Below are 19,716 nucleotides of genomic sequence, written 5' to 3' on the forward strand. Positions count from 1 at the left end.
TCAATCTTATAGTTGGAATTTGGTCTTCTTAACTGCAGTTTCAAACAAGAACGCTCGCGTTCCTGAACTAAAAATATAGCCAAAAATACCTAGTTTGCAGCCACTTTTTAAGTGCGCTCTCAATAATCAATATCTCGAGAAAATGGTGCAGAAAAAGGTCGCTAATCTTACTCGATGCTGTGATTTAGGTCACGCCTAAAGGCGATGATTTCACACTTTTTTTCTGTTTTCGTCAGTGCAATCAAACTGTCAAAAATTCATGGTTAATCTATCAGTAGCAGATTGCTGCTCTCAAACGAATACGCCATATTCACTCATAACGATATGGCGCTGTTCCTCTAGATGAAGTTTAGGTGAGTAGTTGACTATCACCAGAATCAGAGACTAATCTTTATATGAGTTTTATCTACGTTCAATGAATGCAAAGCAAGCCGCACGTCGGCAAGGAGATGCTATGGGCGAGACCAACCGGAAGCTATTTGTTTTAGACACCAATATCCTACTTCACGAACCCTTCGCTATATTTTCTTTCCAAGAGCACGATGTCGTTATCCCCATGACAGTGCTAGAAGAACTCGACAGAATCAAAGACAGTAAAAGAGACGTTGCTCGAGACGCGAGAATTGCGATTCGAACGCTCGAAGACCTGTTCAGGGAAGCCACACCAGACCAAATATCGGAAGGCATCCCTTTTTCTAAAGACATAAACGCATCCGGCAGTATTTCAATACTCGCTGACTACGAACTTCAAGAAAGCATCAAAGCCTTCGCTGATGACAAGGCCGGTGATAACCGAATCCTCAACGCAGTCCTCTATCTTCAAAATAAACGCGCGCCACGCGAAGTGGTTCTTATCACCAAAGACATCAACATGCGCTTACGAGCCAAAGGCGCTGGGGTTCGTTTTGTCGAAGATTATCAAACCGACCAACTGATTGATGATATCCAATACCTCACCAAAGGCTTCCAACAACTGGAAGGCTCGTTTTGGGATGGTATCGATAATGTCGAGAGCAGAAGTTTAGGCGGAAAGACGCTGCACACCTTAGCAAGAGCACCTTTCGAGCCAACCTTCCTCAACCAATATGTGATTGACGAAAAAAGTGATTTTGCCGCTCGAGTCGAGGAGATTGAGCCGGAAAGCATTACCCTGAGAGACCTCAGCCGCGAACGACTGATGAATCGCAGGGCATGGGACATCACACCAAAGAACGTCTATCAGGGTATGGCGATTGATGCACTACTCGACCCTGATATTGATCTTGTGATTCTCACTGGCGCCGCAGGTAGTGGTAAAACGCTGTTAGCCATGGCTGCTGCACTTGAACAAACCATTGAACACAAACAGTTCGATAAGATCATCGTAACCCGAAACACACCTGACATTGGTGAGTCGATAGGTTTTCTTCCGGGTACAGAGGAAGAGAAGATGCTGCCTTGGTTGGCCGCGGTGACCGATACACTGGAAGCGCTACACAAGAACGATCACTGTACAGAAGGCTCGATGAAGTACATCTGTGACAAAGCCAACATCCAGTTTAAATCAATCAACTTCATGCGTGGCCGTTCGATCCAGAATGCATTTGTGCTTTTGGATGAGTGTCAGAACCTCACTGCTTCACAGATCAAAACCATCATCACCCGTTGTGGTGAAGGTACTAAGATCGTCTGCTCAGGAAACCTAGCGCAGATCGATTCTTCCTACTTAACCCCTGTGACCTCTGGCTTAACCTACATGGTCGAGCGTTTTAAAAACTTCGAAGGCAGTGCCAACATCCACCTCAATGGTGTGGTGCGTAGCCGACTGGCTGAGTTTGCAGAAGAGAACATGTAATCGTTTTTTGGCTCTTACTCATCATTAACCCAAAAACAAAAAGCGCCTCACATTAGAGGCGCTTTTCAATTTATCTTTATCGTAACTTTACAGAGGCTAGCCTGCTTTACTCCGTACCACCGACGGTGAGCGAGTCTAGCTTCAATGTTGGTTGACCAACACCCACTGGTACACTTTGACCAGCCTTACCACAAACACCAACACCACGGTCGATGCTTAGGTCGTTACCCACCATAGATACTTGCTGCATTGCTTCGATACCAGAACCGATTAGCGTCGCGCCTTTCACTGGGTGAGTGATCTTGCCGTTTTCAATCATGTACGCTTCAGAAGCGGAGAATACAAACTTACCTGATGTGATATCAACCTGACCGCCACCGAAGTTCGGTGCGTAGATGCCTTTCTCAACCGTTGCGATGATCTCTTCCGGCGTGTGTTCGCCCGGTAGCATGTATGTGTTGGTCATACGTGGCATTGGAAGATGCGCGTATGACTCACGACGACCATTACCTGTTGGTGCTACACCCATTAGACGCGCGTTCAGCTTATCTTGCATGTAACCTTTTAGGATGCCGTTTTCGATGAGCGTGTTGTACTGACCGTTCACACCTTCATCATCGACATTTAATGAGCCACGCAGGTCCGTTAATGTACCGTCATCGACAATCGTACATAGGCTTGAAGTGACTTGCTCACCAACTTTACCCGAGAATACTGAAGACGCTTTACGGTTGAAGTCACCCTCTAAACCGTGGCCTACCGCTTCATGCAGTAGAACACCCGGCCAACCAGAACCAAGAACCACAGGCATTGCCCCCGCAGGTGCAGCAACCGCTTCGAGGTTCACCAATGCTTGGCGAATCGCTTCATCCGCAAATTGGTAAGCCACTTGAGATCCGTCGACATCGCTTAGGAAAAAGTCGTAACCAAAACGGCCACCGCCACCCGCACTGCCACGCTCACGGCGATCGCCTTTCTGTGCAAGTACACTGATTGATAGACGAACCAGCGGGCGGATATCACCAGCGTACGTTCCGTCTGTTGCGGCGACAAGCATCTGATCATGCACACCACTTAGACTTACCGACACTTCAGTCACCATCGGCTCTTTAGTACGAATGTACGCATCCAGTGATTTCAATAATTCAGTTTTTTGCTGTTTTTCCCAACTCGCTAATGGGTTTACCGCATCATAGTAAGCTTGATTGGCGTTGCGTTTGAATGCTTGAACTTTCCCATTTTGACCCTGCTTCGCGATGCCACGCGCCGCGATGGCACTTTGGTTAAGGCCCTCTAATTGGATTTGATCAGAATAAGCAAAACCGGTTTTCTCGCCAGAGACCGCACGAACACCTACACCGCAATCGATATTGAAAGAACCGTCTTTGATGATGCTGTCTTCGAGCACCAAAGATTCATGCCAGCTTGACTGAAAGTAGAGATCAGCATAATCAATTTGGCGGGTAGCAATGCTCGCCAATGTATCTGCGATATTTTGCTCTGTCAGCCCTGTTGGGGTCAGTAGCGCTTCTTCAATTTGCTTAATACTCATAGATGGCTCTTGTTTGTAATTAAAATTGATTGGTAAATCGAGTATGTTGCGTGATTGGCATATTTTGCCGAATGGACTCGCAACTGGATGTGTCTATCTCAACCACCATACTTTTAGGATCTTGGTCTAACTGTGCGACCACTCGTCCCCATGGATCAACCACCATTGAGTGTCCCCATGTTTCTCTTTGGCAAGGGTGTTTTCCGCCTTGCCCTACCGCAACAATCCACGACTGTGTTTCAATCGCACGGCATCTTAATAATGCTTCCCAGTGCGCTTGACCGGTTACCGCAGTAAACGCTGCCGGTACTACCATGATTTGCGCACCTTGCTTGCGTAACTCTGAATACAAGTGTGGAAAGCGCACATCATAACAAATACTCAACCCTAAGCGACCAAAAGGCGTTTCCGTTGTCACAACTTGGTTGCCCGGCGTGAAAATATCCGACTCTCGATAGCACTTATGTGCATCAGCGACATCCACATCAAACATATGTAGCTTGTCGTAATGAGCAACTAGATAACCAAAATCATCAATCACCAAGCTTGTGGTCGTCACCCTTTCAGCTCGACGTATCGGCATACTCCCGATAACGATCCAAACACGGTGTCGCTTGGCTAGCTCAGAGAGCTTCTTTTGCCATGGGCCATCATTTAGAGGCTCAGCATACTGGTGATAGTCGGCTTTACTGCCAAAAACTAACGCGTTTTCTGGGCACACAACCCACTTCGCTCCCAACGCTTTGCACTTTGCGACTTCTTGAGCAAGGTGATCAAAGTTTAATTCAGGGCTAGGGCCAGAGGTCATTTGAATCAACCCAACACAATCCATGTGCGTCACTCCTCCATTCTTTATGATTCAGAAATCAGCATTTTCCGTCTATAAACTGGCGAATCAATTCACTCGCCAATTCATCGATTCGCTATTCATGCTTATTTCGCTAATTCTCTCAGTTTTTCTGGTAACTGGAATTCACCAGAGCTTCTTGATATCTCACTTACCGTTGGTGAATCTAGTGGCCCTTTCACCGAATAGTTGACTTGGGTAAAGACCTCCACAACCGGCGAAATAACCGTGGTGACCGCCAATACATACAGAGCGGTTTGCGGGGCTACCGCAAAGGCTGTTAATACAGGAATGCCCGAGGTAATATCAGGCGTGAAGTTCACCTCTGCATCGACTTGACGAGTATTAAGGTTAGCAATACCTTTGATCTTCATATCACCCGCGACGGCATCCATAGTTAGGTCGTTGGTCAGGAAAATACCATTCTTAATTTTACCCGTGCCGACAATACTATTAAACGCCATCCCGTTGTCAAAAACATCAGAGAAATCAAGTTGCATCTTACGAATGATCGAATCGAGGCTAAACAAACCAAGTAATCGAGCCGCGCCACTCACATCCGAGATCATGCCTTTACCAAACTTAGTTTTAACATTGCCCTCAAGAGTATCCATTTGGATCCCCCAAGGAGCCCCCTCCCAATTCAATTGACCTTCTAACGCAAATGGCGCTTTTTGAATTCCAGAAGTAATACCAAAACGTTCCATTAACTCACTGTTGTTTTCACCTTCAACATCAAGAGATAACGACGAATAGCTCTGGCCCTCTTTCAATTCCCACCAACCACTGACATCGGCTTTGTTCCGACCGCTTAGAATATGAATCTTCTTCCACTCGATACGATCGTCTTTCCTTACCATTTCAACATCAACTTTACCGACTTTGTAACCTTGCAGCCAAAAATCATTAATCGTCAGCGTCAAGTTAGGCATCGCGTCATGAATTTTTCTATCGAGTTCAGAGACTGATGGTGCCTTTTGTGGGTTGCGTTGCCGTAATGGATCTTGGTTGATGCCTTCGCCCCACTCAGGAACAAATAAATGCAAGCGATCCAAAGAAACACTTAAATCGTAAGGCGCCTGATAATTAATATCCCCTTCGAGCTCTTGGCTGGACACTTCCATTTGCCACGCCTGCTTGTTTTTACGAGCGCTAAAATCAACATCATTCCAAGAAATACCACCTAAAATTAACTCTTTGCTCTTAAAAGTAATACGACTTGGCGTCGGAATCGTCGGCGTATTCATTTGGCTGAGCACTGCGTTTGACTTTTTTACAGGCTCTGTCACTACCGCTAACCAATCATCGGCATTGAATTTATCGGTACGAATCAGTGCATGATGGCCAACGACAGGACTAATTTTGTAACCACCACGACCGAGCACTAAATTGGTGGCCGTTAACTTGGGAACATCCCCCGTGATATCTATTTCAGCCTGATATTTGGTGTTAGGTAACTGCAAACGTGCAGTAATCGATTCTTGGTTACCCGAAGCTTGAAGTCTTGCTGAACCACTTTCCAATGCTTTTTTAGTCAATGGATATGGGTAATCACTGGCTAAAAACTTAAGATCGGACTGCAGGTCCAATTGGTAACTAAAGCCGACATCATTGAGCTGTATATCAATCTGACTTTGCCATGGAGCATGACCTGACAAGCGACTTAACCAGCGCTCACCAATGTAAGGTTCTAGAGGTTTAACGTCCCAATCACCTAACACATCAATATCAACGGCATAGCCAGGACCATCATTAAGGCCCTTAAAATCAAGCGAGATACCTTGGTTAAGCAGATCCGCCGCGAGGCCATTGGCCGTTACCACATCGTTATCAAATTCAATACGCCCAGTCGTATGTTCAAGTACTATCGGCGGAGCTTCCATCTCAACATGATTACCACTCAGATCGGCATACCCCCAAGCCCTGGGTTCTTTACTCGAATCAAACGGGATATTGAGCTGAAATTCAGAAGAGACATCACCACTCACTTTAAGCGCTGTTAAAGCCGCTCCCACAGAATCAACCAGTGGCGAAGCCATCATGTAGTCACGGACAGCATTGCCTGACGCCGTTGCCTTAGCTTCAATTTCGATATGACCACCTTGGCCTAGATAAGGAATGCGCCCTGTAATTCGGTCAGCCTTCACATCCATTAATTGAGCTGAGCGAGAATCTAAATACATCGCATCATTTTCAAACAAAAGGTCAAGTTGAAGATCACTGATCAGTGGCCACGCGGTATCAAAACTGAACTTAGCATCTTCTAAGCCAACCCAAACTTGGAAAACCCCCTCATGATGGGAGTATGGAAACTGATCCAATTCACCATACCAAAGTAGCTTAACGGTATCGGCTTTACCCGCTTGAATCGCAGTCGAAAGATAGTTAGTTAAGTCTTGACCAAGGGCTAATGTCGGCAAGTAACGCCATGTTTCACCGACGTTGTAAGCATCCGCTTCTCCGTAAAAAGAGAGGTATGGGCTCGCATTGTTTGGAAAATCCAAGCGAAATGCCCCCAACACTTGTAAATCTGGTGTTGCTGCGGTGATTTTATCTGACCAAAGTTTCCAACCACTTTCATCTTGTTGCCAAAAAATATCAAGCTGACCTTGTTTAATATTCAGTGGCGCTTGGAACACATCGCCATATGGAAAGACATCATCAATAACGCTCAAACTGGCTTTCGCTTCTGATGTCGAGCCAGATACGCTACCTGAAACTTGGCTAAAACCCGGAATCAATTCCCATTGCTTGATAGCCAGATCAGAAAAATTGGCTGAATAACGTAAGCTTTCGATACTTGAATCCATGGATACACGAATATCGGAAACCAAACCTCCGGGAGCGAGCGAATCCATCATTTCGGTCGATGGTTTTGAATCGGGCAACAACTTAATCAATGGCGTGATGGTTCCGATATCTAGCTCAGAAACGTTGAGCTTCCAAGGGCCTTGACTCCACTGAAAAGCCACATCCAGTTCAGGCCAGGGCGTGTCATCTGTTCTCAACTTAAGTGAGTGCCCACTGACTTGCCAGCCTTTTTTCAAGGGGGTAAGCTTAAATACACCAGACTCGAACATCAAATCGTGCAAGCCATCTTCATTCCAAGTTAATTCAGAAGGCAACACTTCAACATAAGCACTCACTGGCTGACTATTTTTCAACGTTACCCAGCTATTGAGGCTAACAGTACCCGTTTCAATGCCAGACTCCTCCTGCATGTAACGAGTTAACCAAGGCTTGATCGAGATATTATTCGCGCTGACATAAAACTCCCCGGTCATATCGACCAACGAACCGCCATCCACAAAGTTAGCGCTTACTGACAAGGAGTTTAAGTTAGCGTCCTTAATACTCACCACACCTTCCGCAAGGTGATGTTTACCTGAATTTTGCCATTTTAGATTTTCAATATCGAGTTGGCGTTCTTCATCAGAAACCGTGCGATAGATGAGGGTTGAATTTTTAGCGGTCACATCCACTAATGTTTTTAAGAGCAAATTATCCAGCTCTTGCATCACTCGCTTTGAAGAATTCGACTCTTTTGAGGAGGGTTCCTTATCACTTTGCCCAGCAAACAGATCAATAGAGCGAATATCAAGGTACATTTTATTCATGACCAGATCGGCGACAACCGGACGCATCTGAATCAGTGATTGAACCAAGTCAAACTCAATTTCAACACGCTCAACCGAAAAGAGCGCATCTTCAGTATTTGGAAGGTTGGCTTTAACGCCTTGCAGAGCAATAGAGGGATGCGTATTCCGCCAAAAACCGCCAACATCTTGAATGGAAAATTCAAAACCGGAATGCTGGTTTACCCAAAGCGAAATTTCAGCTTGGTACTTGTTCAAATTGGGTAAGGCTACACGCAGTGTAGTAACGGCAATGGCTAGTGTTACTAAAAGAGTAACCACTAGCCATAAACATGCTCGAAGAATTAGAGTAACGCTTGAACTCACAAAATATCCATCACATCATAACAACATCAAACTGCTCTTGTATGTACAGAGGCTCAGCCTGAATTTTAACTTGTTTTCCAATAAACACTTCAAGCTCTGCAAGTGCATGAGATTCTTCACCCTCTAATGCTTCGGCAACCGCCGCCGCCGCATAGACGACAAATTTGTCAGCATCGTAGGCTCGGTTCACTCGCGTAATCTCTCGAAGTATCTCATAACAAACCGTTTCGACTGTTTTTACACTGCCTCGACCTTCACAGGCAGGACAACTCGAACATAAAATATGCTCAATACTTTCACGAGTCCGCTTGCGAGTCATTTCCACTAAGCCAAGTTGGGTAAAACCATTAATATTGGTTTTTACCCGATCCTTGCCTAACGCAGACTCTAAAGAAGTGAGCACACGCTTACGATGTTCCTCAGACAACATGTCGATAAAATCGATAATGATAATGCCACCTAAGTTACGCAAACGCAGTTGACGAGCAATGGCTTGCGTTGCTTCTACGTTGGTATTAAAAATGGTTTCTTCTAAGTTACGACGCCCCACAAAGGCCCCAGTATTAATGTCGACCGTGGTCATCGCTTCCGTTTGGTCGATAATCAGATACCCACCCGACTTTAATTCGACTTTACGCTCTAAAGAACGCTGAATTTCGTTCTCGGTATCGTACATATCAAAGATAGGTTTATCACCTTCATACAGCTCAAGCTTGTCGGTAAGCTCCGGCACATACTCAGCAGTAAACTCTTTTAGATTTTCATATTCGAGACGAGAGTCGACCTGAATTTTACTCAACTCAGTCCCGACGAAATCACGCAAAATGCGCTGGCTTAAGCAAAGCTCACCGTACAAACGCGTGCGAGCTTTATGTTTACCACGACGCTCTAATACTTTAAGCCAGAGTCGCTTCAAGAAGGCGGCATCTTGTGCCAGTTCATTCGAATCGGCCCCTTCTGCCGCGGTACGAATAATGAAACCACCATGTTCATCACAGTAACGGGACACTACTTTTTTAAGACGGTTACGTTCAGACTCACTATCAATACGCTGAGAAACGCCGACATGGCTGGAGCCCGGCATAAAGACCAAATAACGAGATGGCAGAGTAATATCCGTAGTTAAACGGGCACCTTTGGTACCAAGAGGATCTTTGACGACTTGAACGACAATATCTTGCCCTTGACGAACAAGCTCAGAAATATCACGAACTTGAAACTGCTTTTTTTCATTTTCCGCAACGCATTCAGTATGTGGAACAATGTCTGAGGCATGTAAAAAAGCTGCTTTATCAAGGCCTATATCGACAAAAGCCGCTTGCATTCCAGGCAGAACACGGCTGACACGCCCTTTATAGATATTTCCTACAATACCACGTCGCGCATCTCGTTCGACATGGATCTCTTGAAGGCCCCCCCCCTCAATCATGGCCACACGAGTTTCACTCGGGGTCACGTTTAGCAACAATTCAGCACTCATGGTGCACCTCAGATTAGTAATTATAAGAATTCTTGCAGTAGCTTATCCGTCTCAAATAAAGGTAAGCCGACAACGGCGTAATAACTACCTTCGATTCGGGTAACAAAACGCCCCCCTAAACCTTGAATTCCATAGCTACCGGCTTTATCGCATGGCTCCCCTGTATGCCAGTATTGTTCTATTTCTTGTTCACTGAGGGGTTTAAACCAAACGTCGGTAATAACAATGTCTGTTTTTTGTTTTACAGCTGAGACAACTGAAACCGCGGTCATCACTTGATGGCGCTCATTCGCTAACTGAGTAAGCATACGCTTAGAGTCAGCAAAATCACTGGGCTTCTCGAGCACTTGCCCTTGGCTGACGACCACAGTGTCAGAACCAAGAACGACAATATCAGAATCAAGAACTACAGTATCAGAACTCGGAACAACATGCTGCTTTTCAGAACGGTTACCTTTCAATAAAGAGAGCGCTGTTAAGGCTTTATCTAAAGAGAGTCGCTTAACATATTCTTCGGCGGTTTCTTGAGCATGTTGACACTCTTCAACATCGGTGACGAGGACCGAAAAATCATAACCAAGTTGAGATAACAATTCTTTACGGCGTGGCGAACCGGATGCCAAAACTAAATATTTCTTTTCCATCGTCACACTACCTTACATGCCAATGGCGACGCACACGTCTCATTAATAAAAACATCCAAGGCCAAAGTATGCCGTTTATCAAGGCACTCCATAGCGATAACGGATTAAAAACGACGTCTTGAATCAAGTATTCACCAAAGAATATCATCACCTCAAACAGTACCGTCAACACAGCAATAATTATCGCTTGTTGCCACAAAGCCATGTTGCGAATCACTAAGAAGTTAAGTGCAACAATATACATGACTATTGCCATCATCATGCCACGTATACCTAACGTAGAACCAATTAAAAGATCCCACAATAAACCTAGAATCAAGGCGCTACCAACATTCACTCTATGAGGCATCGCCAACACCCAGTAACACGTCACCAACAGCAACCAAGACGGTCTGAATAAGTCTAAACTACCAGGCCAAGGGATCGTTTGTAGAATAAGCGCTATTAAAAATGAACAGCCAATTACTACCTTACTTCTTAACACGCTATTGGCCATCTTTGCCCTCTAACAATACTTGTTCTGTATTAAGTAGCTCCGTTTGTTTCTGTCTGTTTTCGTCAGGCCATACAAGTAGTAAGTATCTAAGCTTATCAAACTCAACGACCGGCTTTGCTTTAATAACCGCAAACTCACGTTTAGGGTCATAATCGACAGAAGAGACATAAGCCACCGGATACCCCTCTGGATACACGCCGCCTAAACCGGATGTCACCAACAAGTCTTCTTCTTGAATATCAGTACTGGTTGGAATGTGGTCGAGTTGAATCTCATCAATCATGCCATTGCCCGAAGCAATCACTCGAATATCGTTACGAACGACTTGCACCGGAATGGCATTGTTTGCATCGGTGAGCAGCAGAACACGACTGTTGTGAGCCGCAACAAAAGTGACCTGGCCAACAATGCCTTTTTCGTTGATCACGGGTTGACCTTCATATACCCCATCAATCTGACCTTTATCGATCACAACCTGATGGCGATAAGGTGAAGTGTCTACCGCCATCACTTCGGTGACAACCTTCTTCTCATCACGAATAAACGGAGAGCCTAATAACTTACGAAGACGCTTATTCTCTTCTTTATATTGATCAAGAAGAACCAACTCGCTCTTCAAGCGCAATACTTCTCGTTTAATCTGATGGTTGGATTCGATTAGGCTTTTGCGGGTACTAAAACGATCGTATACCCCATCGAACATAGTGCGAGGTAAGTTGGCGGCATATTGAATGGGGGCAACCATGCTGTTCAATAAATACCGGACATTTGAGAAAGTATCTAAACGACTATCAGCCAGCATAAGGCTGGCTGATAAAATGACAGCAAAAAACAGGCGCAATTGTAGAGAGGGACCTCTACCAAAAATTGGCTTCATTCTATATTTGGTCCTAGAGCTACATTTGATCCCATAGACAAGGTCTTAGGCTCTTTATATAAAACAATATAATAAAAAGAGCCTAACACTAGAGGTTATTCTTCGCTAAACAGATCGCCACCGTGCATATCGATCATATCCAAGGCTTTACCGCCACCGAGAGCAACACACGTTAATGGCTCCTCAGCAACAACGACAGGGATACCGGTTTCTTCGGTTAACAGACGATCAAGATCTTTAAGCAGAGCACCGCCTCCAGTCAGTACCATACCATTTTCTGAAATATCAGAAGCAAGCTCAGGAGGGCATTGCTCAAGTGCGACCATCACAGCAGAGACAATACCGGATAGCGGCTCTTGGAGCGCTTCCAGGATTTCATTAGAGTTGAGGCTAAAGCTACGAGGCACGCCTTCGGCTAGGTTACGACCGCGCACTTCAATCTCTTCCACTTCATCGCCAGGGTAAGCTGAACCAATTTCGTGTTTGATTTTCTCCGCTGTTGCTTCACCAATCAAACTGCCGTAGTTACGACGAACGTAGTTGATGATCGCTTCATCAAAACGGTCACCACCGATACGTACAGAAGACGAGTAAACCACACCGTTTAGTGAGATAACCGCTACTTCAGTCGTACCACCACCGATATCAACCACCATTGAGCCTGTCGGTTCAGAGACACGTAGGCCAGCACCGATCGCAGCAGCCATAGGCTCATCGATTAAGTAAACTTCACGAGCCCCCGCACCTAACGCTGATTCACGAATAGCGCGACGCTCAACTTGTGTTGAACCACAAGGCACACAAACCAAAACACGAGGACTTGGTTTAAGCACACTGTTGTCATGCACTTGTTTGATAAAGTGCTGAAGCATTTTTTCTGTTACGTAGAAGTCGGCGATAACACCATCTTTCATTGGTCGAATCGCTGAAATATTACCAGGCGTACGACCAAGCATTTGCTTAGCCGCATGACCAACAGCCGCAACACTCTTTGCTGATCCTGTACGATCTTGGCGAATAGCAACAACTGAAGGCTCATCAAGAACAATGCCTTGGCCTTTTACGTAAATAAGGGTATTGGCTGTACCTAAATCAATCGATAGGTCGTTTGAAAACATGCCACGAAGTTTTTTAAACATACTCTTCGCTCATCCTGCAAGAATTAGAAGACAAAAATTGCACTAAATGTACCAATGCCTTGCAGTTACGGCAAGGCATTGACGTATAAACATGGACTGAAACCCGTAATTTCTTACAGATTCCTAACTTAAGGGGGCAAAATGATAGAATTACCGGCCTGTTAAGCCACTTTCCCCCCGATAGATCACGCGATCGTTCCCCCGATAGATACCGAATGTGACGACGGTTGATGGATCTTCATCACCTAACTGACGCCAGTTGTAGCGCAGCCATGGCTGATCTTGATCGCTGCCTGAACATACAACAGGATTCTCGCCAGTTTTAGCCAGAGGGGGCGATGCATCCAGTCTTAACCATAAACGAACTTGCTCACGGGGAGAAGTCGCAGAAGGTGTATTTTGCTGCGCGGTTACTTTGTCTTCACCATCATTCACCTTTCCACTGCCACTCGGTGAAACTGATGTGGTCACAGACCCCGCGCGATGCCAAATGACTTGCTTACAATAGTTGAAGCCATCAAAGGTACTACGATTATCGTCTTCGTTAACAACAAACTGATTGCCATCCCAGAACTCGACTCGAAGTGGGATCGTTAAGGCTCGACCAGAGTTTCCACCAATATCATCAAGCGCCATTCGACCGTATCGCGCAGGAGGTTGGATTGGGAAAACGGCCGAATTCGTCACCGGTTCAGAATCAGTAAATGAAACCGGGTCTGGTCCATCAAGCGTTAAACCGAAGTGAGTCGTTGTCGAGTTGGCATCCGAAGTATTGAAAGGCGTATCTTTAATGCTGACGCCATCAGTGCCTATGACTCGTTTAAAAACCGCCGCACTGTCATTCAATAACCATTGCCGATGAGCAGCAGACCAGGTTCCAGAGCGAGTATCCAACAAGAGGCTATTCTTTATACTGCTGTCCTTTAACACACCAAACTTTACTTGCAGCTGTGGAGCAAAGAAGCGGTAATTATTGAGCGCTTTATCCGTATCATTTTCACCAGAGGCCATGGGATACACTTGATGAACGGCTGAATCATAAGGCTGATCTAAATACGCGATATCGTTTTGATCCGCGACCTTCCACTCAGGATCACCTTGTATGAAATATTTAGGATAGAAGCGTCCTATCGATTTACTACCAGAGAAGCCGCCTAAAATTGAGCTATAGAAGTGCCCAGTTTCAGTCGCGATAAAATTAAAGCTACCCACTTCTGAATATTTTAAGCTTTTGAATTTATAACCGTTGTCAGCTGGTACTATCTCAGAAGTCGATTGAATGAGTCGATTGCTTGGTTCTAAACTCCCCAGCACGGCACCACTGTTACTTGGCGTATCTAAGGTGCGAGTGACACTGACCGCACCATCAGAAAGCCAATAGTTTCGTGTGACTAAGCGATCGTTACACAACTGGCTAGGATCGCCCGTAAACCTAATGGGTTTAGCAAACACGTCAAAGGCTTCACCGGCAGCAACAAATGCATTGCCTTTATCACTATTGCCATCCGAATTATTATTCGTACAAATCGCGAATTGCCAAGGTCTGACATCAACATTGACAATACCTTCCAATGTATCCCAACTTCCACCTTCGTTATCTTTACAATCATACCCCGTGGGACATTGAAAACTTGGATCTGAGAGTTTAAAGCTCACCCTCCCCGCTTCATTGTAAATAACAGACCCTGTCGCTTGAGCGGTGTGATCAAAATTAGCCGTGATGGCTGTATCACTCCAACCACCACTATTGCCTTTGACGAGTAAGTTGCCATCAACAGCCCCTTGCGCACTAGTCGGCTGAATCAATAAAAAGTCCGAAACGCTAAGGTCTTTGTCTCCTTGATAACCTGATACAGGAGTGACGGCATCATTCTTACAAGCTAGGACATTAAAAGTAAATTGAGCCTCTTTTCCAGCAATAGCAAACACATCACTCGCTTCAAATTTATAAAGAGAGACTAAAAAATCACCGGCATCGTTTTCCGTTGAGTCGGATTCTAATTCAGCCTCAACCCGAAAATGACCAATCGAAGCCGCATCCAATTGAAAGGTTAATACTCCTGACGAGTTGGTTAAATAGGACCGACCACCGTTGTAACTTCCTTCTACAACATTCATAACCGACATACCGGCAGGTACCGTTACATTGACCGCAACCTGCTTCGAGGGTGGATTCCCTTGTTTATCCGTAACAGTCACCGTCACTTCCGGGTTTTCACACAATAATGAGAAATCCTTATTCGGGGTCAAACTCAATTGATAGTCTGTGGGTTGGGGTTGCACAGGGCACAGTTGACCATCATCAATGATTTTTCCATCTGGTCGCAATTCTATATTTTTCGCAGTAACACGCCCGTGTATAAGGCCATTACCACCAGAGACAATCACCTTATCTCGACTGAAAATGAGTGCGTTTAAAGGCCGTTCAACACGCACTAACGCCTGACTCCCTTGATAGTTTTCAGCCCATATAGAGAGTTTGAAATTATTGCTAACGACCTCTCCAGCCCCCGTCAATTCAAAACGATTCACATAGATATGAGTATTTTGAGACAAGACTATTTTACCGCTTGCGCCAACCATTAAGCGTTCGATGTAATAGGTATCCCCCGTCAAATGAATAGTACCAGAACCGCCTGCTGAGACTGTATTGTACTTACCACTACCCAAATCAATCACTTGCCAACCAGCATCCACATTCTGACCTGTTGACAAGTCTAAATTAACGATATTCGGCTCCGCTACATATAACGATGAATTCTCGATACACTCCTTTCCATCACACTGTGTTTTTAATCCTGCCGGATTAGTAGGATCAACCCCAATACCCACCTGACCACTGGCCTGGTAAGTACCTTCTATCTGGATACTGGGCGTACTAGAAGTCCATTTTAAACGGCTATTCCCCCCCCAAGATTGAACGACATTTGGTGTCACATCACAAATCTCGGGGGATGGCGGTGGGGGCGGTGGTGTTGCGATATCACCACATTGGATGTCGCTGGCTCCATCCCCTGAAACCGCAATGGCAGCAGAAAGCCCGGAAAGGTCTGCATATTGCGGTACACCGACTTGTCGCCAAGAACGACCTTCCCATAAGTGGTAAGTTAACCACCCAGACTTATTCCTATCAGATTGATACTCAAGTAAAACTTCATAGAAATCACCGCTCACCGTTTCCTTGTCATCGATCACAGCATCTCTAACACGGCGATCATTCGTCCACATTGGAGCCGGGCTAGAACTGTTTCTTTTCGTGGCGTAGATGGTGTCTTGAGCTGATGCAGGATCCAACTTAAACCATACCGAAAAATCACTTCCAGAATTAAGGGCACGACATTGAGAGGAAGAAAAGTCCGCAAAAGCGGGAAAAGAAACCAAGATCAACGCAAATATAAGACTAAGATATTTCATTTTGTCTCTCTCACCCACACTTCTTGAATGCGTTGCACTTGATTGATTCCAGAGCCACACACCGCCGTTGATTCAATTTTAAAAAAGCCCACACCATCTAAAACACCAACCTGATGACAGGTTAATTGGTCTACACGACAGATAGTCGACATACCGTTGCTCACCTGATTTGAATTTAAGTCGTTACAGGCCGTATTAACGCTTGTTGACACCGCAGGTGAGACTGACAGAGGATACACTTGCGTCAATGCCCATTCATTCGCAGAATGCGCTAAAAGCCAAGCCTGAGTACCCAGTTGCTTACGCGTTAGTGTATCGTGATTCGACCACTGTACTTGCACTAAGGAAGTGGCAAGAAAGCCGATCACCACGATAACAAATACAGCCACGACCAGCACACTACCTTGTTGAGATGATTTTCTATGGCGCATTGAGTACCTGCACATCTTGTTGGTAAACACTAACTTCACGGTTTTGTTCAAGTACGAGGTCAATGTGAATCACACCACCTCGCTGTAAGCTGGGTTCTTCGTAGCGGAAATCACTTTGAGCGAAATTGATACTGTCTGCAACAGTGACGCCATTACGTTGGATTAGACCTTGATTTCGAACAGTATCATTCACCAAACAATAGCTCACGCGAGCATTGCTATCATAGATATAATGTCGCCGAGCAATTGACTGACTGCTAAGGCTTACCGAAGAGACCGTAAATACATTATTCGTAGAGGCTAAGCCTGAGACCGAAATTCGCTTGGTAGAGCCCGCCCCTAACTCAGAGGGAGTGGTGGGATTAATAATAAGATAATCATTAGCATCGAGTCTTGGGGAGTCTTGCCCGATAATAAAATTCAGTTTATCGTTCGCTTCATCTAGGTGATAAAAACCGGAATACTTAATCGCATAGAAAACGATACATTTTTGAGAAAAAGCCGAAGCCGGAGTGATCGTGGTAGTAAAACTATTCGGAACCGCGTGGCTTATCTCTCGTGACATTTTCTCTACAACAAATTGACCTTTTACTTGTACTTTTTGTCGGTCAATCGTCTCAGCATAGCCTTTCATACCGTATTCAACAAAACTGGCAATCGCCAACCCAATAACCGCCACCACAGCAATCGTTACGATCATTTCGATAAGAGTAAAACCCCGTTGCTTCATTAGTAATTCCCCTTGTAAGCAATCAAGCTATAGCGGGTTTGACCACCAAAGATTTGTAATTCAACGCGTTTCATTGTGCCAATCGCATTATCATCGGTTCCGTCCAGGTTTTGATCATAAAAGACCACAACCTCAACACGAAAATTCGCATAACTATCGGTGATATTCTCATCCAAAATATTGGCTAATGGGGATTGAGTAGAAGAGACACAATCGGACTTGGTACTGTCTGTATACCAACAGCCAATATAATCATCAACATCATTAAAAGCCGCAGGCGTTGCCTCTGAGCCATCCACACCGAGTTTATTCGGAGCAGAGCAAGTTGCCGCACCAGCATCACCACAACGAACCAAACCACCATCAAAATCACTGTGTTCATCAAAGCCAAGAGCTAAAATTTGATTCATCAAACTCTGCCCCAAAGCAACAGAACGATTTTGATATTGTGGATCTGCAGAACGGGTGACTTGTGGCACTAAAAAGCTCGCAATCGTGATCATCGCAATGCCCAGTATGACAATCGCAACAATACTTTCAATAAGAGTGAAACCTCTTGTTCGAATCATCAACACGCTCCCTCACGGACATAGCCTTGATAGTTGATACACACTTGAGAGCTGTAATTTGAAGAGTTTGAATGAATAGTAATATTCACTTCCGTACTCCCGGAAGGGGTAGAAGGGTTACCCAATAGATCAAAGTCGATAATGGTATTCGTCGGAGAAAATGAAATATCAGCCTCTCGGACATAATCACTACGCGCATCCGCTTGTTTTTTCTGGGCACTGTTCGATAGATCTAAGCGACAAGCGGTTACAGAGCCTAAACAGTCGCGGTTAATCGCCAGGCGAAAGCTATTATTAGCCCCAGAAACATTAGATTGCATTCGATTAACCTGAATTTGGCGTATAACGGAGATGGCTTGCTCTTGCGCAGTAAAAGTAGAAAAACTAGAGGTGCCGACGAAGCGGCTTGCGGCAAAAATTGAAATAATGCTGAGTATAATGATAACGATGATCAACTCGATTAAAGTAAAGCCGCGGGATTTGGGGCTGCTATCCATATTGAGCCTCTAACGTCTAACGAATACTGATTATACAAAAGAACGACAGTTACGATGTTATGTATAGATATCGTTTTGTTATTTGTGTGCTGTAGATAGAAAAAAGGCCAGCAATAGCTGGCCTAAAAGTTAAGTGCCATTATGGGGTAGTAGAAGCCGTACAATTTGCTTCAGTATCGATAACCTTAATAACGGGAGCTGAATTTTTGTCTATCGCTTCAGTGTAGCTAACGCAATGAGTTTTATAATCTTTAAGACCGAAAGTCACTTCACTACCTGCTGTCACTTCCTTAATAAAAGTAAAGTCTTCGTTTGTACCAAGACCGCCTACGATTGCGGTGATCGCAGAAGAAGACGCTTCCGGATAACCATATACAACGTTGATGGTAGACGCCCCTGCGCTAACAGCACCAGATGCAATGGATTCAATACCCTCAATCGCTGATTTACCGTAAATGATACCAGATGCGCCTTGAATAGAGCCTTTTAACCCTTCAAGAGTCGCTTTTTTCGCATCGTCTTGCAGGTTTAAGAAGCGGGGTGCAGCCGTAACCGCAAGGATACCCAGAATAACAATTACAACCACTAATTCGATTAGGGTGAAACCGCCTTGTCTTTTCATAGTTAAGCTCTCTCTATGTTCTATTTTGCGCAGACTTACTGCAAAGTTACGGTCACGCGACCGGTTTTAATTTCATAAACAAATTGGTGCTCAGTATTACCTTCTAATTGAATGTAAGTACAGGTTGCCTCACCTGAATTTGCTTTTGCTGAATATTTGTAATTTGAGTCGTTAGCAATATCAGAAACCGCGCCAACTTTAGGCGGATTTTGTAATAAATTTTCCATTAACTCAGAGCAGGTTTTATCTGAAATACCCTGTGGAGCGATGCCGGAATTATGATTCAGAGTCAATGGGTAGCCGTCTCGAAAGTCCGTTTCCACACCATTGCTATTTTTTGACCTAGTCAACCAAAAATCCACACCGTCATAATTTACAGTATTGTATGTTTCAACGCCAATTTTCTTCGATGGCCTTGCTTCCGCTTCCCACTGTGCTCTTGCCGATAAAACAGCGGTTGCAAAACCACCAGCAACACCTTCAATACTTGATTTCTTGGCCTCATCGGTCACATCTAAAAAGCGAGGTAAAGCCGCGGCTGCCAATAAACCGACAACGACAATGACAATGACCAACTCGACTAGAGAGAAACCTTTTTGATTCTTAAGCATTTGCTACCCAC

General features: G+C 44.9%; 16 protein-coding genes. 1 reads left to right on the forward strand and 15 read right to left on the reverse strand.

Annotated features, from left to right (window positions below):
- Nucleotides 1-454: 454 nt before the first annotated feature.
- Nucleotides 455-1,834 carry a PhoH family protein gene (locus L4B77_RS09725; protein WP_261838765.1) on the forward strand — a complete coding sequence of 460 codons (1,380 nt, stop codon included), beginning with the start codon at nt 455-457 and terminating at the stop codon, nt 1,832-1,834.
- Between the two features lie 106 nt (nt 1,835-1,940).
- Here the strand turns inward: L4B77_RS09725 and tldD are convergent, their stop codons facing one another.
- From tldD to L4B77_RS09800, 15 genes are all read right to left on the reverse strand, one after another.
- Nucleotides 1,941-3,386, reverse strand: a complete 1,446-nt coding sequence (gene tldD / locus L4B77_RS09730; protein ID WP_429750114.1) for a metalloprotease TldD — start codon at nt 3,384-3,386, stop codon at nt 1,941-1,943.
- 19 nt (nt 3,387-3,405) lie between these two features.
- On the reverse strand, nt 3,406-4,218 hold the full coding sequence (locus L4B77_RS09735) for a carbon-nitrogen hydrolase family protein (protein WP_429750116.1): 813 nt from the start codon (nt 4,216-4,218) through the stop codon (nt 3,406-3,408).
- A 101-nt stretch (nt 4,219-4,319) separates the two neighbouring features.
- Nucleotides 4,320-8,195 (reverse strand): YhdP family protein, encoded by a 3,876-nt coding sequence (locus tag L4B77_RS09740; RefSeq protein ID WP_429750118.1) that lies wholly within the window; start codon nt 8,193-8,195, stop codon nt 4,320-4,322.
- A 10-nt stretch (nt 8,196-8,205) separates the two neighbouring features.
- Nucleotides 8,206-9,675 (reverse strand): ribonuclease G, encoded by a 1,470-nt coding sequence (rng, locus tag L4B77_RS09745; RefSeq protein WP_429750120.1) that lies wholly within the window; start codon nt 9,673-9,675, stop codon nt 8,206-8,208.
- A gap of 20 nt (nt 9,676-9,695) precedes the next feature.
- Entirely contained in the window at nt 9,696-10,319 is a 624-nt protein-coding gene (locus L4B77_RS09750) for a Maf family protein (protein WP_261838760.1), read from the reverse strand.
- 7 nt (nt 10,320-10,326) lie between these two features.
- The gene (gene mreD, locus L4B77_RS09755; RefSeq protein ID WP_429750122.1) at nt 10,327-10,815 is read right to left on the reverse strand and encodes a rod shape-determining protein MreD; all 489 of its coding nucleotides are present in this window, start codon (nt 10,813-10,815) and stop codon (nt 10,327-10,329) included.
- Nucleotides 10,805-11,692: a rod shape-determining protein MreC gene (mreC, locus tag L4B77_RS09760; RefSeq protein WP_429750124.1), complete on the reverse strand. Its 888-nt coding sequence runs from the start codon at nt 11,690-11,692 to the stop codon at nt 10,805-10,807. The genes mreD and mreC overlap by 11 nt, the downstream gene beginning before the upstream one ends.
- 95 nt (nt 11,693-11,787) lie before the next feature.
- A complete protein-coding gene (locus L4B77_RS09765) occupies nt 11,788-12,831 on the reverse strand; it encodes a rod shape-determining protein (protein WP_261838757.1) in 1,044 nt (347 codons plus the stop codon).
- Between the two features lie 150 nt (nt 12,832-12,981).
- On the reverse strand, nt 12,982-16,245 hold the full coding sequence (locus tag L4B77_RS09770; RefSeq protein WP_429750127.1) for a DUF6701 domain-containing protein: 3,264 nt from the start codon (nt 16,243-16,245) through the stop codon (nt 12,982-12,984).
- A complete protein-coding gene (locus L4B77_RS09775; protein ID WP_261838755.1) occupies nt 16,242-16,676 on the reverse strand; it encodes an MSHA biogenesis protein MshP in 435 nt (144 codons plus the stop codon). The genes L4B77_RS09770 and L4B77_RS09775 overlap by 4 nt, the downstream gene beginning before the upstream one ends.
- Nucleotides 16,666-17,406, reverse strand: coding sequence for a PulJ/GspJ family protein (locus L4B77_RS09780; protein ID WP_261838754.1), 741 nt, complete (start codon nt 17,404-17,406; stop codon nt 16,666-16,668). The genes L4B77_RS09775 and L4B77_RS09780 overlap by 11 nt, the downstream gene beginning before the upstream one ends.
- On the reverse strand, nt 17,406-17,975 hold the full coding sequence (locus L4B77_RS09785; protein ID WP_372040527.1) for a prepilin-type N-terminal cleavage/methylation domain-containing protein: 570 nt from the start codon (nt 17,973-17,975) through the stop codon (nt 17,406-17,408). Before L4B77_RS09785 ends, L4B77_RS09780 begins: the two co-directional genes overlap by 1 nt.
- Nucleotides 17,975-18,472 (reverse strand): prepilin-type N-terminal cleavage/methylation domain-containing protein, encoded by a 498-nt coding sequence (locus L4B77_RS09790; RefSeq protein ID WP_429750130.1) that lies wholly within the window; start codon nt 18,470-18,472, stop codon nt 17,975-17,977. Before L4B77_RS09790 ends, L4B77_RS09785 begins: the two co-directional genes overlap by 1 nt.
- A 139-nt stretch (nt 18,473-18,611) precedes the next feature.
- Complete coding sequence (locus tag L4B77_RS09795; RefSeq protein WP_429750132.1) at nt 18,612-19,094, reverse strand: type II secretion system protein; 483 nt, start codon at nt 19,092-19,094, stop codon at nt 18,612-18,614.
- A 35-nt stretch (nt 19,095-19,129) separates the two neighbouring features.
- Nucleotides 19,130-19,705, reverse strand: coding sequence for a prepilin-type N-terminal cleavage/methylation domain-containing protein (locus tag L4B77_RS09800; protein ID WP_261838750.1), 576 nt, complete (start codon nt 19,703-19,705; stop codon nt 19,130-19,132).
- Nucleotides 19,706-19,716: the final 11 nt, after the last annotated feature.

Source organism: Vibrio minamisatsumaniensis (assembly GCF_050337445.1).
Classification (GTDB): Bacteria; Pseudomonadota; Gammaproteobacteria; order Enterobacterales; family Vibrionaceae; genus Vibrio; species Vibrio artabrorum.